This window comes from Clostridium sp. 10cd* (genome assembly GCF_044336395.1).
GTDB lineage: Bacteria > Bacillota_I > Bacilli_A > Erysipelotrichales > Erysipelotrichaceae > Clostridium_AQ > Clostridium_AQ innocuum.
On the sequence record NZ_CP172347.1, the window covers coordinates 4,311,837 to 4,328,413 of the forward strand.

At 44.7% G+C, this 16,577-nt stretch carries 14 protein-coding genes; all 14 read right to left on the reverse strand.

The genetic code is table 11. From position 1 onward, the window contains the following. Positions 1 to 446 precede the first annotated feature (446 nt). Complete coding sequence (locus ACG3M1_RS21445; RefSeq protein ID WP_008816369.1) at positions 447 to 866, reverse strand: DUF2000 domain-containing protein; 420 nt, start codon at positions 864 to 866, stop codon at positions 447 to 449. After that, positions 836 to 1,750: a DMT family transporter gene (locus tag ACG3M1_RS21450; RefSeq protein ID WP_008816368.1), complete on the reverse strand. Its 915-nt coding sequence runs from the start codon at positions 1,748 to 1,750 to the stop codon at positions 836 to 838. Before ACG3M1_RS21450 ends, ACG3M1_RS21445 begins: the two co-directional genes overlap by 31 nt. Further along, on the reverse strand, positions 1,743 to 2,579 hold the full coding sequence (locus tag ACG3M1_RS21455) for a helix-turn-helix domain-containing protein (RefSeq protein WP_002606325.1): 837 nt from the start codon (positions 2,577 to 2,579) through the stop codon (positions 1,743 to 1,745). The genes ACG3M1_RS21450 and ACG3M1_RS21455 overlap by 8 nt, the downstream gene beginning before the upstream one ends. A gap of 474 nt (positions 2,580 to 3,053) precedes the next feature. Beyond that, positions 3,054 to 3,950 (reverse strand): ROK family protein, encoded by an 897-nt coding sequence (locus tag ACG3M1_RS21460; RefSeq protein ID WP_009269933.1) that lies wholly within the window; start codon positions 3,948 to 3,950, stop codon positions 3,054 to 3,056. Then, a complete protein-coding gene (locus ACG3M1_RS21465; RefSeq protein ID WP_008816366.1) occupies positions 3,950 to 5,323 on the reverse strand; it encodes a glycoside hydrolase family 1 protein in 1,374 nt (457 codons plus the stop codon). Before ACG3M1_RS21465 ends, ACG3M1_RS21460 begins: the two co-directional genes overlap by 1 nt. Before the next feature lie 232 nt (positions 5,324 to 5,555). Beyond that, a complete protein-coding gene (locus tag ACG3M1_RS21470; protein ID WP_008816365.1) occupies positions 5,556 to 6,359 on the reverse strand; it encodes a MurR/RpiR family transcriptional regulator in 804 nt (267 codons plus the stop codon). A 32-nt stretch (positions 6,360 to 6,391) separates the two neighbouring features. After that, complete coding sequence (locus tag ACG3M1_RS21475) at positions 6,392 to 9,001, reverse strand: glycoside hydrolase family 38 C-terminal domain-containing protein (RefSeq protein WP_008816364.1); 2,610 nt, start codon at positions 8,999 to 9,001, stop codon at positions 6,392 to 6,394. A gap of 13 nt (positions 9,002 to 9,014) precedes the next feature. Further along, the gene (locus tag ACG3M1_RS21480; protein ID WP_008816363.1) at positions 9,015 to 9,467 is read right to left on the reverse strand and encodes a PTS sugar transporter subunit IIA; all 453 of its coding nucleotides are present in this window, start codon (positions 9,465 to 9,467) and stop codon (positions 9,015 to 9,017) included. A gap of 12 nt (positions 9,468 to 9,479) precedes the next feature. Beyond that, positions 9,480 to 10,952: a PTS fructose transporter subunit IIC gene (locus ACG3M1_RS21485; protein WP_008816362.1), complete on the reverse strand. Its 1,473-nt coding sequence runs from the start codon at positions 10,950 to 10,952 to the stop codon at positions 9,480 to 9,482. 453 nt (positions 10,953 to 11,405) lie between these two features. Then, positions 11,406 to 13,430, reverse strand: a complete 2,025-nt coding sequence (gene ftsH / locus ACG3M1_RS21490; protein WP_008816361.1) for an ATP-dependent zinc metalloprotease FtsH — start codon at positions 13,428 to 13,430, stop codon at positions 11,406 to 11,408. 20 nt (positions 13,431 to 13,450) lie between these two features. Beyond that, positions 13,451 to 13,990: a hypoxanthine phosphoribosyltransferase gene (gene hpt / locus ACG3M1_RS21495; RefSeq protein ID WP_002606333.1), complete on the reverse strand. Its 540-nt coding sequence runs from the start codon at positions 13,988 to 13,990 to the stop codon at positions 13,451 to 13,453. A gap of 27 nt (positions 13,991 to 14,017) precedes the next feature. Next, entirely contained in the window at positions 14,018 to 15,229 is a 1,212-nt protein-coding gene (gene tilS / locus ACG3M1_RS21500; RefSeq protein WP_022300597.1) for a tRNA lysidine(34) synthetase TilS, read from the reverse strand. Between the two features lie 176 nt (positions 15,230 to 15,405). Next, positions 15,406 to 16,176: a PD-(D/E)XK nuclease domain-containing protein gene (locus ACG3M1_RS21505; protein WP_008816359.1), complete on the reverse strand. Its 771-nt coding sequence runs from the start codon at positions 16,174 to 16,176 to the stop codon at positions 15,406 to 15,408. Between the two features lie 91 nt (positions 16,177 to 16,267). Next, positions 16,268 to 16,537 carry an AAA family ATPase gene (locus ACG3M1_RS21510; protein ID WP_008816358.1) on the reverse strand — a complete coding sequence of 90 codons (270 nt, stop codon included), beginning with the start codon at positions 16,535 to 16,537 and terminating at the stop codon, positions 16,268 to 16,270. Between the last annotated feature and the right edge of the window lie 40 nt (positions 16,538 to 16,577).

Here is a 16,577-nt window from a genome sequence, read left to right on the forward strand (position 1 = left end):
GCCTTTTGCAGTTTTTTTGGATTATAATCACCTGAAAACTTAAAGCTTTATACAAAAAGCAGACCTTCATTTTATCTTCATCCGGCCTGCTTTTCTGCATTATCTTTTCTATCCTATATCTGCATTTATCATATCTGCTACAAGGCACCTTGCTTACTGTTTGAATTATTCGATATGATATCCAATCCTCTTTCTACAGTTATCAATGCCTGTGAAGAATGCCGTCGTCTTCTATTTGTCAGCCTTAAAGCGTTCAAATGACTCATGAATTCCATATAGTCTTTTTTCTACCACTTGGCCAGCTTCAACAATCCCATGCATACCGCAAGTGTGGAGGCGATATATTGATGCCGGTTCCGTACTGCTCTCATTTTCTCATTTCTACCCATAAATACCTATGTGTGTCAATTTCCATCTATCATGTATATAAGGTGCAAATTTTTGCATTACCGGTACAGCGGCAGGCTTCCGCATAATCTGTTGATTTTCTTTTTATCACCATACAGGCCTATACCGAGGTAATGAAACTGATTCTCCGGCAGATTTTTTGCCTTCACAATCCAGTCCTCATACACATTGCAGGTTTGTGCTGCATCACTGAAATCAACGATAATGACATCTTTATATTCCTGATCAAACAGCTGCCGACGCAACTCCTGAAGCTTTTCTGTTTCCATCTTCAGAATCGGAAGCGGTATTTGCAGAATGCCCATATGTATATTTCCATCCGCATCCTGAACATCACAGCCGATGGCTTCCTTCCCCTTACTACCCAGCGTCATCCCCAGCAGTGCCGCGGTATTTGCGGCAATTCCCGGTGCCAGTGATGCATCCATCACCATGACGCATTTTCTGTTTTTCTCCATACACGTTCTCCTTTACGATTCTGCGACAGCAGAAGACCCAATACAATCATCACGATACCAAGCACACCGACGATAGTGACCGTTTCCTTCAAAATCCATACCGATGCCAGCGTAGTGACAACCGGCACAGCATAGATATACACACTTGTCTGTACAGTACCCAGAATACGTACGGCACTGTTCCAGGAAACAAAGCACATCGCACTGGCTCCCAGTCCCAGAAACAGTATATTGGCAATATTTAATCCCGTAAGCTGTTCCACCTTCGGCAGTTCCATACCGGATAGCATAATAACCGGAAGCATGCACAGCAAACCGTAAAAGAAGATTCTGCGGGTCATCGGGATGGTTGTGTATTCAAAGTTGCTTATTTTCTTTGTTATCGTAGAATATAGTGCCCATACGATGGCAGCTCCCAGCGCAAGCAGATCACCCTTTGGATTTAATGCCAAATTCTGACTTCCCTCCAGGGAAATACAGAGAATTCCAGTCATGGCAATCAAAAAACCAATGAAAAAGCGTACTCCGGGACGCGTTTGTTTTAACAGCCAGATTCCGAAAAACATAGTGAAAAACGGTGAAACAGCCACGATGATACCAACATTGCTTGCCTGTGTGTAGGTAAGTGCTATATTCTCCATAAGAAAATACAGGGTAACTCCACAGAGTCCTGCCGCAAGAAAATACAGCTCTTCCTTTTTCTCTTTAACTCTGGTCAGCCTTGGAGCGACAGCCCATAAAGCCAGATAACCGATCATAAACCGAGTGAACAGTATCTGCAAAGGTGTAAAATCCCGCAGCAGCACCTTGGTTGAAATAAAGGTGGTTCCCCATATAAGAATAGTCATACACGCAAGCATATGACCCTTGATCCGCTCATTCATCCAATTCGCTCCTTTTCTGTGTGAATATACTCTGATACTGCTTTGGTGTTATACCGATAAAGCTTTTAAAGTAGTTTGTAAAATGGCTCTGATCGGAAAACCCGCAATCCAGCGCAAGCTTACCGATTGCTTCACCCTGTTCCAGCAGACGCTTTGCTTTTGCGATCCGAATGGATTGCAGATAACGATATGGAGAAACACCAACCTCTCTGGTGAACAGACGCAGCAGCTGATAGCGGCTCATCTTGCTAATCTTTGAAAGTGTATCAAGAGAAATGGATTCTTCATAATGCGTATCCAGATATTCCTTCATAGCCTTCACCGCTTCCGTAAGCTCTCTGCTTGCCTCTACTGGAACCATATGTTCTTCCAGCAGCTGTTCAATCAGAAAGTAAAAGGCCTCCTCACGTACCAGCAGACTGCTCTGTGATACGATAACATCATACAGCTCACGAATGGACAGTGCCAGCTCTGCCTGTGGAATCAGCGTATCCTTAAACTGAAGATGGATGTGTTTCCCGGTTATCTCCTTTACTGCCTTATCCATGACATCTACAGGAACATTGATTGCACGATAATCCAGAACCTCTCCGGCTACCGGCGCACAATTATGTGTTTCACGCGGATTGAATAAAATAACATCTCCGCGCTGTGTATCATATTCCTGATTTCGACACCAGAGATGACGTTTTCCACCCTCCATAAATCCGATTACATAAAATTCATGAAAGTGAACAGGAAATTTCTGTACGATTCCACTTAAATTATACGCCTCGATCTGAAGGTCTTTATCATAATAGATGTGTCGCTGCTCCTGCAATGCTGCCATGCCCATTCCTTCTTTCTGTCGCTGTATGTATGGTAACATAAAAAAAATGATATTCTCTTGTAAGATATTGCATCCGGATAAGCGCTGTAAAAGCTGTTCGTGTGCTGAAAAGGCAGAAGTAGGATGAAACCTGTGTCCTGCATCTTGCATGATGACTTGAAAGTTTGTGTGCCAATTGCCGCAGTACCTTACGAAAAGGTTTTGCATTTATACAGACGCACTTCGCATGGTCAAAGACATTTCACTGTCCTTAAATGCTCATTGTGATTTATCAAAAGCTGAAACCTTACTATTCTCTTTTTGCGCATCTATAGTATAGCATGGCTGCGGACGCAGAAACAGCGCAATTTGCACGCAGCCATTCTGCACACTGTGAAGCTGAAATATAAAAGCATCATTATGAAAATTCCAGCGTGCTCAAAAAAACTTTTGTGAATAAAAAGGAGGAAATTCTGACAATCTCCTTCCTGTTCCTTATTCTGCCAATCCCCTACGCTGCCGGTAATGCGCAAGCGCCCCCAGCAGATTGGCATCCTGCCGATACGTACAGCATTCCAAACGCGGTGTCAGTGTTGCAAAATCCAGCCCCTTCTGCAGCTTCTCATACGCTTCCATGATTCGCTGTGTAAAATCCCTTCGTGCACTGATTGCACCCCCAAACAGAATCATTTCCGGATCCAGCATATGCTGCACATTGAAGACACCAAAGGCAAGCTCCTCATAAAAGGTCTGAATAACCTTGCTGCACAGTTCATATCCCTGCTGTGCTTCTTCAAAAATCCGCACACCATTCCATTCTTCCGCTGTCAAAGCCTCCATTTTGCGCACCATACTCGAGGTAGAGGCACACAGACTGAAATTTTGGACACTGCCGTCCGGCTGCTTTACCAGCATCATGCCAAATTCACCGCCATAGCGATGCGCTCCATGGCAAATGTTACGATTTCTTACGATTGCACCACCCACACCGGTTCCAATCACCAGAAACGCCATATCCTGTATGTTCTTCGCCTTGCCGTAAAACAATTCCGATAATGCAGCACAGTTCGCATCATTCTCTATTTCACAGCACAGTCCCAGCTCCCTCTGTATCCTTTCCTTCCACGAAAAGCCGTGGATAAAGGGAACTGCACTGCTTCCGCCGATCACGCCGCTGTCACAATTCACTGCCCCGCAGGAGCTGATTGCCACACCGGACAAGTCGACACCCTGCATGGTGATATCCTTCTTATATGCTTTCATATATGCGAGCAGTCCCTCTATGTCTGCGCTCATAGGATAGGATCTGGTATGGAAAAGCCTTCCTTCCTCATCTGCAGCTGCACATTTCAGAGAGCTTCCTCCGATGTCAAAACAAAGATACGTATCCATTAGAACCCCCGTTTCTCTGCCAGCTCGCGGAACCAGCAGCCACTTTTCTTTATCGTACGCTTTCCGGTTTCCAAATCAATAGAAATCAGTCCGTAGCGGTTTTTATATGCATTCAGCCAGCTCCAGCAGTCAATGCCCGTCCATACATGGTAGCCGATACAGTTACTGCCTTCCTCAATTCCCTTATGCAGCCAGGTAAGGTGCTCCTTATAGAAATCAATTCGGTAGTCATCCTCAATTCTGCCATCCTTGATAAACCGTGCTTCGTTTTCAACGCCCATTCCGTTTTCCGTTATCATCCATTCGATATTATCGTATTTGGTACGAATGTTGGTTGCAATATCATACATCCCCTTCGGATAGATTTCCCATCCGCGATAGGGATTGATTCTTCGGTTTGGCATTTCATAGAAATCATAGAAGCTCTCCGGCGTTATCATCGCTGCAGGGTCCACCGGTGTTTCCTTCGCTTTGACACGGATCGGCTGATAATAATTCACTCCGAGAAAATCCACGGTATTTTCCTTTATGACTGCAAGCTCTTGTTCCTCATAGTCCGGCAAAAGCGTATGCTCCTTCAACAGCTCCACCAGCTCCTTCGGATATACTCCAAGAACAGCGGGGTCAAGAAAGCTTCGAGCAGAAAACAGCTCTGCAATGCGGGATGCCTCGACATCCTCCTTTGCCTGACTGCGTGGATAATTCGGGGTCAGGTTTAAGATAATGCCGATTTTCCCATCACACATCGCATGGAAGGCCTGCACTGCTCTGGCACTGGCAAGTGCCGTATGATAAGCCACCTGTACAGCAGCCTTCATATCATGGCGGCATGGATAATGAAAGCCGTTCAGATACCCGCACTCCACATGAACGATCGGTTCATTGAAGGTGAACCAGCGCCGTACCTTTTTCCCATAGAGAGAAAAGCAGGTACGTGCATATTCCACATAGGCATCCACAACATGATCGCTTTCCCAGCCCCCCTGCTTTTGCAATTCCGCCGGCATATCAAAATGAAACAGATTGATCATGACCTCAATGCCTTCCTCATGAAAGGCATCAATGACATTATGATAATGTGCTGCGGCAAGCGGATTCAGCTCACCATCCCCTCTTGGAAACATACGGCTCCAGCTAATGGAAATCCGGCAGGAATTGTGTCCTGTTTCCTTCAAGAGTCGAATATCTTCCCGATACTGTGTATAGAATCCGGAAGCCTCCTTCGGCCCGATTCTGTCATGAAATTTCTCGGGCTCCTGTTCAAACCAGATATCCCATATATTTTTTCCTTTGCCATCAATGGCTGATGCCCCCTCGCTCTGTGTTGCGCTGGTGGCACTTCCAAAATAGAATCCTTTCGGAAATTGTAGCATAAGCTTCCTCCTTATAAAGTTATTTCTATAAAGCACTACGGCATGCGCTTCCTATATCGTAAAATTCGTTCGCTTCATAATGCGGCAATACTATGCTTCCATACCGAGAATTATCTGCATGGCATGCGATATTCCTATGTGAAAAATGCCGACTGCATCGAAGGCCCTCTCCATGGGAGAGAGCCTTTCTATGTGAAGCTGTAACAACTGCATATCTGCAGCTTTTCTATGTCTATTCCTTTCGATCCTTTAAAATCTCCTCTGTACTTGCCCAGTTTGTCAAAGCGTCGCTGTAGGTGCGTACATAATGGTAGTACAGCATATCGATCATGATTAAAATCGGTATCTGACCGGATATCATCCCGGTGGACTCCTCCCCGGACAGCGATGAGGTATACAGAACAACATCACTGAGCTTTTTCAGGCGGCTGTTCTGATTTCCCAGAATGCTTACCACAAGAATTCCCCGTAATGTCAGCTCTGCGGCAAGCTCCTCCAGATAGGTATTCCCGCGCAGGGTGAAGATAAAAACCAGATCCTGCTTCTGCAATACCCGCGAGCTCATTTTGATGGCATCCTTATCATGAATGACCTCTATAAATTTACCGAGGCGGGAAAAACGGAAACGAAAGTCCTCTGCTGCAGTAGCACTCAGTCCGAATGCAAAGATGTTGATAATGCGATGCTCATAAATATATCTGCATACCTGCTCCATCGCCTTGGCATCAAAGTTTTGATCCACCAGATGAAAGATGCGGAAATATTCACTCTGTAAATCCAATGAAATATTAGAAATCTGCGGCGCATTCTGCATATTCAGATGCTGCTCATACAGATACATCAGCTCCTTGAAATTGTTCAGTCCGATTTTCTTACAGAAGCGTGTAATGGAGGAGCTGGAAATAGAAAGCTCTCTTGCGAGCTCGTGAATCGTGAGCGGTTTTCTCCCGTCTGTGAAATATTGTGCAATCGTTTCTTCCACATAGGTGAAATTAACCTTTGCCAGATTGATTCTTAAAAGAATTTCCTTTTCCATATGCATTCCTCCATCGCTACCGGTATTATACTCTATTTCACGATGATTTTATAGGTTCTGATTTCCTCCGGCTGTATGTTTGACAGCGTCACAGGGTGTTGTTCAGCTTCACAGTCAGCGATCGGCTCATGCAGCATATTCGTCTGCTGTATGGTTTCTCCTGTATAACACAGTGAATCTTCCTTTACCATCTCATTGCGACTGTTATATACCCGCAGAATCGCCTGTTTATCATCCAGCGGATACAGGGAAGAAAATTGCAGGCAGTCACTTTTATCCATATTGAGAATAGCGCTATGCAGAGGTTTTACCGCATTCGGATACGGGTGAGTTACAAAGTATTTCTGTGTATTCACAAAGCGGTTGACCTCCTGCAGCTGATAAAACAGGACATCATTCGCATAGCGCAGCCATGTTTTCTGCACTTCCATAGCATCGTATCCATTCCGCAGGCACAGGGCAAAGGAGAAGCTCATGGTCTGCCGCAGCTCTGATTTCGGTGTCGGTATATATTTAAATTCATTTCCGCTCGCAATTCCAGGACGGCGGTTCAAATCCGGACGTCCAAGCAATGGTACGCTGCGAAACAGTGTCAGTGCGATATCGGTATGCTTCAGGATTTCATATTCCTTTATTCCCTTACAGAAACAAGTCAGCACCTGGTTTGTTCCATTCGATACATGGTGCAGCATCGGATAAATCGGCGTAGGCTCCTCACGATAGCCAGCCTCCTTCCAGTCCTCCATGTGCTTGGGATCATGTGCTCTTTGAATGGTACCGAACGGGGTGTCCGCAATACTGCAGGATGAGCTGCTTAAACCACGTAAAATCACACGCATGCGATGCTCCATCGCCGTGTTGTCAATGGTCATTTCACATTGTAATACATCTGAGGCCTGATGCAGCTGTATACAAAGCGTATATGCGATATCCTGACTGCATTTCCCATCAACACGCTCCTGCAAATTCTCGGGAAGCTGCCATGCTCCATGCAATACCAGCGTATCCGCAAGTGCTCCATGCTTCCATTCTGCCTGTGCATCCTGAAAGTGAAGCGTATAGATATGGTCATGCGCCGGCCAGGAGTAATCATAGGTATCTCCCTCATCTCCGCTGTCCTCTACATACAGGAAATCCTCAACAACTTTCCCGTTTGCTTTGTTCAGCAGTCGCAGACTGCCGTTTTCCATGGTAATCTTATAAAATGTATTTTCAAGAGCACTGCATTCCTGCAGCTGTTCCGTGTGCTCACATGCTTCCAGATGCAGTATACGCATACTCATTGGCTTCATCGTCATGGCAATACGGATATCACTCTGATAATAATACAAATCCTCATCGTATACAGACGGATCCCTGCGTATGCTTCCGCTGTATACACGCTGTGTCCCAAGACAGTCATAAACAACCTCACAGCCGGCTTCATCCACAATACGGAAGTGCCTTGCTTTCGTGGATACAGACACTTGGTATACATCATCTCTAGTATATGGCAGCGTATTATAGAACACCAGATCCTGTTCACGGATTCCCTCGATGGATTCACTCAGCTTGCGTACCTGATAATCCAAAAGCATCGAGCTCATCTGATCACAGTCCCTTAATCTTTGCAGGATGGCATCGTTGGTAGCATCACTGTTACAGCCGCAGGCACTGTCATGCGCATGGTTTAAAAGCACCTTCTTCCACAGCTTCCTCAGGAGTGAGGTTTTGGGTTTGATCCTCATCTGCATCTGCATAACCATAAATGGCTCCAGCTGATAAATCATGCGTCGTTCAATTATATCATTCAGCTGTTTATGATCATAGCGTGAGGAATAAATGGAGTGGTGAATCTTGGAAACGGAGGCATCAATAAACTCGCCCGTAATCTGCGGCAGTCCTTCCTCCTCTCGCAGCTCTTTAAAGAAGCTTTCCAAATCGCTTTCAAAATATTGAATATCATGTGTGGAGCGTTCGTTGTAATAGTTCAGACGCTCCTGCAGATTGAAATCTACATAACGCTGATCCCCTCCCAGAGGAAGCAGCTGATGGGTTGTGGAGGCACCGTTCAAAACACGGTTTTCCACCTTATCCACATCATCGGTGTAAATCAGATTTCCACCATAGAAGTATCCGTCCCGGATATGATAGCACAGCACTTCACTTCCATCAGTATTGTGCCAGTAAAATTCTCTTTGTTTACATACATCATTGGGAACTCCTCTCCAGAACAGAGCTTCGCGAATATCAAAGCCGTTATACAGCTTGGGCATATCCTTGCTTTGTCCAAAGGAATCCGGCAGATAACCGATCATCATACAGTTACCCAGTTCTCTTGCATAGCTTATCCCATACCACAGATTTCTCGCAAGGCTTTCTCCACTGATGATCAGTTCATCGCTCTGGGTATACCAGGGTCCGATCATCAGCTTTCCTTCTTCTACCAGCTTGCGTATCACAGGCTCTTTTTCAGGCATCATATGCAGATATTCCTCCAGAATACTCACCTGAGAATCCAGTAAATAGGTCTTCAGTGTTCCGCTTTCCAGTGCGGAAATCACCTCATCCATGTGATAAATCAGCTGTATGATGGATTCACTTGCGGTAAAATACCATTCATAATCCCAATGTGTATGAGAATACACATGCATTTTCTTCATAGCTATCTATCGCTTACAGCTCCACTGCAGCGATCACCTCATACAGCGCATCAACATCAGTTCCGGTTTTCAGTGCCGTTCGGAATTCCTCACTGATCATTTTGCGTGCCAGCTTGCTCAGGATACGCAGATGCACATCACCGCCATCCTCTGGAATCGTAAGCCCCAGTGCCACCTGTACAGGCTCACCATCCAGCGCATTCCATGCAATCGGGTGTTCAAATTTCACAAGGAAGATTCCCGGCTTTATGCAGGTCGCATGCTTGCTGTGCGGTATAGCGATCCCATCCTGAAAGCCGGTTGTCGCCTCTTTTTCACGCTCACACATACCTTCAAAATAAGCATTCTCATCCTTTACATAGCCTGCTTCATATGCTGCGTGTGCAATCACATGAAAGGCTTCCTTTTGTGTTTTCGCTTCTGTATCAAACTGAATATGATGCCTGTCAAATACACTCTTATCCATAACTGCCTCCTGTTACTCGTTTTCTTCTACAACCGGTTTTCGCCAGAAGCCGATAATCAATGCCGTTACCACAATCCCTGCAAGTACACAGAGAATCCAGGTGATAAAGGGTATCGGCTGTTCGATATATCCGATAAAGGTTCCCAGCGGTGATCCGATACCGCCATAAAATTTACAGCCTGTCAAAGCTACCAGACCTCCTGCCAGTGCAGAGCCTGCCACACTTGCGGTAATCATCTGTAGCGGATTGGCTGCAGCGAAGGGAATCGCCCCTTCTGTTACACCGACCATTCCCATGCCGAAGGCGCTTGTCGCAGAAATCTTTTCAGTTTTTGAGAATTTGTTTTTGAAAATCACAGATGCTAGCCAGATACCAAGCGGCGCAACGGAAATCGCTGCCTGTGTGGCACTCTGCGGCACGAAGTTGGCACCCTGTACACCGTATTTGGTCATTGTATCCGTAAATACAGCTGTTCCGAAAATCAATGCCGTCTTATTTACCGGACCGCCGAAGTCAAAGCCGACCATTGCCCCAATGATCGCCCCGATAATAAATGGAGCTGCCGCATATTGTTCATTCAGTGTTGTCAGTCCGCTGTATAATGCATCCATTGCGAATGCAATCGGCTGACCGATCAAAAACAGAACGATAATCATAATCACCAGAGTGGATACGAACGGAATAATCATAATACCGGTAAGTGGCTGCACGATTTTCGGCCAGGGAATACGCTTCATCCCCTTTACAAAATATCCTACGATGAATGCAACCAGAATCGCAGACAGGAAACCACCGCCTGTCTGTGTTCCCAGAAATTCAGGATCGTTGGCAATATAGGCACCGATCATAGCCGGAGCGATTGCCGGTTTGTCTGCGATGGATTTCGCAACAAAGCCTGCGAACAGTGGAATCATCAGCTTGAAGCCTGTCTGTCCCACCATGAACAGCTTCTGCATAAAGTAGCCCATCGCTGTTTTGTTATCAAAGCCCCAGTTTACAATTCTACCCAGATCGTCCTTCTGAAATGCAAATACATTCGCAATCGCCAGCAGTAAACCTGCGGCAATACACATCGGGACCATGTAGGAAATACCGCTCATAATGTGTTTGATAATCGGATTTTCCGTTTTCCCCAGTGTGATGTTTCCCGCCTTGCTTCCTTTTTCGCCATACAGCGTTGCCTCGTTTAATGCACGTTCAATCAATGCGTTGGCATCCTTGATTGCATCCACGCTTCTTACCTTCATGACACGTTTTCCAGCAAAGCGGGCACAATCAATATCAATATCAGCTGCCACGATGACAACGTCTGCCTGTTTGATTTCCTGTTCACTCAGAACGTTTTCCGCTCCAATGGACCCCTGTGTTTCTACACGTACAGAATCCCCACGTTTCTTCCCTGCCTGCTCCAGAGATTCCGCAGCCATGTACGTATGTGCAATACCTGCTGCACATGCTGTAATTGCTACAATATGCTTACTCATAAGTTTTCCTCCTATCAAGTTCTCGTATAGTATATCCTGTACCTTTTTTAATGTAAACACTTACAGTCCATTCAGGGTGCAGTATCCTTTTTTCGTAAACTGATGAAACTAATTTCACTGTAAACGGTTGTATTTTGTGATTTTTCATGTAAAATATCAGATAATTTGCTCAATAGAATAATTTTATGAAATTTTTGTCCATTTATTTCTACTATATGAATTTTCATTTTAATAAGTAAGGGCTATGCATACATCCTAAAGCATAGTCTGTTTCATCATTCACCATAATGTTGACGATACCGATTTTCATGCCTGCTATTTCGGGTATATCTAATTGATTGCGGGGATAAAGTTCCCCTTTCCATTCATTGGATTACCATATAATGCTAAATATAGCTTTGATTCATTGAAAAAAGTCATGGAACGTTTACCCGCTCGCATGACTCTGTTTTACTATTCCTTATGTTCGTCGTAATCGTTTTTAGTCAGCTCTTTTAAGGCTGCATCAAAATCAATATCCGGCTCCTTTGAATCCTGTACGTCTTCGTGCACTTCCTCAGCAGTATCTTCCTGTGTAATGCCTGCCTCCAGATCCTTCAGCTTCTGCTCGGCCGCTTTGGCTTTTGCTTCCGCTGCACGTACTTCATCCTCAGGAGAAATCAGCTTACCATAATTCATCAGATTGTAAATCTGTTCGCTGGTGATGGTTTCTTCCTCAATCAGCGTTTCTGCAATCAATGTCAGCAAATCCTTGTTATCCTCAATAATCTGTTTTGCACGATCGTAGCATTCATTGATAATCTTACGGATTTCCTTGTCGATTTCATATGCAATCTCACCGGAATAATTGCTTCCGCTGCCATAATCTCTGCCCAGGAATACATTTCCGGTACCATCATCATACTGAATCGGTCCCAGAGAGGACATACCCCAGCTTCGAACCATAGCCTTTGCAATTTTTGTAGCCTTCTGAATATCATTGCTTGCTCCGGCAGATACTTCATCAAACATAACCTCTTCAGCAACACGTCCACCCATTAAGCCGGTGATCTGTGCCATGAAGTCTGCCTTTGTCGGCATCATTTTTTCTTCCTTCGGTGTCATCAGGTTATAGCCGCCTGCTTCACCACGCGGAATAATCGTAACCTTTTCCACCTTGTCTGCGTCATCCAGCTTCAAGCCGATAACAGCGTGCCCTGCCTCATGGAAGGCTACCAGGCGTTTTTCTCTGTCTGTATATTTCTTGGATTTCTTGGCAGGCCCCATCATAACACGGTCAATAGCCTCGTCAAGATCCTCCATTGTAATTACCTTACGTTTATCACGTACAGCTAATATAGCACCCTCATTCAACACGTTTTCCAAATCGGCACCTGAGAAGCCCGGTGTCCGCTTTGCCAGACCCTCCAGATTTGCATTCGGCGCCAGCTTTTTGTTTCTTGCGTGTACCTTCAAAATTTCATAGCGTCCACGCTTATCCGGCAGGTTCACTGTAATCTGGCGATCAAATCGTCCGCTTCGCAGCAACGCAGGGTCCAAAACATCCGGACGGTTGGTAGCCGCAATGATTACAATACCCTTATTCTCACCCATACCATCCATTTCAACAAGCAGCTGGTTCAGGGTTTGTTCACGCTCATCGTTTCCACCGCCCATACCGGCTCCACGCTGTCTTCCGACGGCGTCAATCTCATCAATAAAGACGATACACGGTGCAGTCTGCTGTGCTTTTTTAAACATGTCACGGACACGGCTCGCACCGGTACCGACAAACATTTCAACGAAATCAGAACCGGAAATAGAGAAGAACGGTACATCTGCCTCTCCTGCTACTGCCTTGGCAAGCAGCGTCTTACCGGTACCTGGAGGACCTACCATCAGCATGCCCTTCGGAATACGGGCACCCATATCTGTGAACCGCTTTGGATCCTTCAGATAGTCGATGATTTCCTTAACCTCTTCTTTTTCCTCATCACAGCCCGCAACATCCTTGAAGCGAACCTTGATATTTCCTTCGATCTTTGCACGGGATTTACTGAATTCAAATGCCTTATTGTTTCCTCCCGCGTTCATTTTAGAGAACATGAAGAACGCCACACCTGCAATCAGCAGGAACGGGAACACATTCATCAGGAATTTCATTAACAGGCTTTCCCTGTTTGGATCGCTTACTGTTAAATTGGTACTCTTGCTTTTTTTGAATACGTCTGTCAGATAGGAAACATTCTTTTCCGTATTTGGCACACGAACGGTGAAGTTTACATCTTTGCCTTTCTCACTATACGACCCTTTTACATCAATAACGGTAGTTCCCATTGACATTTCCGCTTTGGTGAATGTCATGGTATTTGCCTTTGTCATAAATTCGTTATAGTTAAAGTTTTTTGTATTACCCTCTGATCCATAGGAAATCAGAAGCAGCATAATACCAAGGACTAAGATATAAGGTAGAAAGCTTATAAACTTTTTATTGTTCATTCAATCGTCCTCCTAACGTTTTATTTGTATACTTCAGGTTTCAGTACTCCTATATAAGGCAGATTGCGGTAATGCTGGTCATAATCAAGACCGAAGCCCACAACAAATTCGTTGGGAATCTCAAAACCTACATAATCTGCAGTTATATCTACAACACGACGATCCGGTTTATCTAACAGAGAAACGACTTTTACATCGCTTGCCCCTTTGTTTTTCAACAGACGTGTCACTTCCTTCAGCGTGCGTCCGGTATCAACGATATCCTCCACAAGCAGAATCGGTACGCCCTTTACTGAACAGTCCAGATCCTTGACAATTTTAATATCTCCGATGGACTCTGTTCCTTCATAGCTTGATACATCCATGAAGTCAAACTGGATATCCAAATCTATATGCTTAATCAGCTCTGCAAGAAAAGGAACACTTCCCTTCAGTAAGGCTACCAGCAGCGGTGCCTTCCCTGTTTTGCGGTAATCATCACTGATTTGTTTTCCTAATTCCATACTTCTTTTTACGATGTCTTCCTCGGACACCAATACTTTTTCAACTACGTCGTGCATGCAAAATCCTCCTAATACAGCTATCTACTATTTTAACACAAATAGCGTAGGATTGTTAGAAAAATGTGCAATATCACAGCCAATTTTAGGCACCAGAATCACATTTCCCGCAGCATTCACAACAACCGGCCATAATTTGCGTTCCTTTTTGGGAATTTTGCGGTCTATGAACCAGCGGTTCAGCTTTTTTACGCCGAATCGAAGCTGTATGGCGTCCTGCGGCTGTGCATTTCTTATGGTTATCGGCCAGTCTGTTGCCTGCAGAGTAACCGCCTCAACCCCTGTTCCGTGAGGAGCTGTTTCAAAGTACGGGGTTTTCTCAAATACTGCATGATCGTATACATAGGAATAGCTGATTTCCTCACTGGTATCAATTACCAGCTTTCCGTATTCACTGTATATATCATACCCGCCGGCGATATCGCGTGTCCAATAGTTTGCATTGTTCATAATCAGCTCCCGCAGCACCTGAATTTCATGCATGGACAGATAACAGCTGCATGTATCATGAATCCAGGTGATCAGCACCTGTTCCAGAAAATAGCTGTCCAGTACCCGCAGTTTTTTCAGACTTCCGTCCCAGCTGTTTAAAAACGCACGGCAATCCGCACGCAGCTGCTGCATGCGCATGTTTTCCCGGGAAATGGTTTCCATCAGCGCTTCTTTTTCCTTTTCCGACATTCTATCCACAATCTCATGCCGGATTCTGTTTCTTGCATAGTGATCCGTAAGGTTGCTTTCGTCAATTCCAAAAGGCACGGCATTCTCTCTACAGTATGCTTCCAGTTCCCGTTTGCTATACGCCATTAGCGGACGGATGATGGTACAGCCCATGATGCATGCTTCCTCCTGTATACCGAGATATTCCTTCATACTGCCGCGCTCTTTTGCCATGAGATAGGTTTCCAGATGGTCATCCAAATGATGTGCCAGCAATACGGCAGCCGCCTGATACTTCTGTAAAAGCTCGCGATACATACGATAGCGCTCTTCTCTGGCAAACGCCTGAAAGTTGCCCACACAGGGCTTTGTCTGCAGTCTCGCTTCAAAGGGAATATGAAAACGTGCACAATAGCTGCGCACCAGTTCCATATCCCGATCCGCCGTATCACGCTTCTTATAATTCATATGCGCGACTACCAGCTGGAATCCTTCTTTTCTGCACATATCCAGCAATGCCATAGAGTCCGGGCCTCCGCTGACACCGATGATATAGGTTCCTTTTTCCAGTTTCTTCATTTGTTTCATGCGGCTATTATACGGTAAATACGATCATTAGGCAATATGAAAAATAAATAGCCACGTGAATTTATCATATCACTGGTAGAAAACGAACACGTTGTCTATGAAAAAACAGATGAGGGATATTCATCATCCAACACCTGCTTTTATATCCTGAAATCTCAGACAGACTGCTATTCTGCTTTTACAATCAGACAGGATTTCTTACAAAAGACGATTCCGTATGCGACGATATCTGTATAGCCTTTCTTATACAGACCTTCCAGATACTTCCTATCTTTTATCTGCCGGCATGCCTGTTCTGCGGCTATTTCCATATGTTCCATATTTTTTACCACCTTTACTTCAAACAACAGGCCTCTTTCTTTGGCATATGCCGGAAGAACAGCAAGATCAAACCTGCCTTCTCCTGATTCCTGATTAGACACTACCTGATAGTCATTTAACATGCCTATTAAAACACCATGATAGAACCTTTCATTGTAATCAAAATAGCTGATTGACTGAAATAAAACATCGTTCAGTACTTTATTAGCCGCTTTCACATCTTCTACCATCAGCGCTTCTGCAAATTTTATACTGTTTTGCATTACCTGCTGTTCAAACCATTCACGGAAGATCATCGTATAAATCCGATTGATTTCCTTGTTTGGAATCATCAACTGGTAGATTCCCTTCTCTTGATCCGTGCATTGAACAGCTTTCAGATAACCGGTAAACAGTAAAAAGCTGTAAATATTATTAACTTGATCCAATTCCCTATACGTTATATTATCCTTGATTGTTTTTTCAATAACTCCGCCTGATGCCAGTATATCGAATTCTTCTCTCATTTTAGAGCTTGCTTCTTTTACGTAGCGATAGATAATATCATTTCCACTCGTATTCGCCCAAAAAGACTCCGGTGTTTGTTTATCCGTTTTCATCAATTTATCAAGATACATCAAAACACTCCACGGGTTAGACTCTGTCCGCTAGTAGCGTAAATTTCACAGTTTCCAAACTGATAGCCATCGCGCCATGGGCGGGCAGCGCCTACCATTCCTTTACCTGCCCCTGATATTCATTTGCCTGATAATCAAGCAACAAGGAATCGATTTCATTCTGCGTGAAGCCAAATCGCTGTTTGGAGGTCTCATCAAAAATAGAAAGTACCTTAAAATTATTCAGTCCGGTAAAAAGGCTAAAGCCCGCCTGTGGTGTCGATTCTTTCGCAATCCTTAAACAGCCTGTCAGTATCCCTTTCTCTAAGGCATTGTGTGTTTTTAAAGCAGCACTGAATACATTTCCAAGGAAAGCAACCATATCATCATAATAACCGTTCAAGTAGGCATTCTGTAAAGGG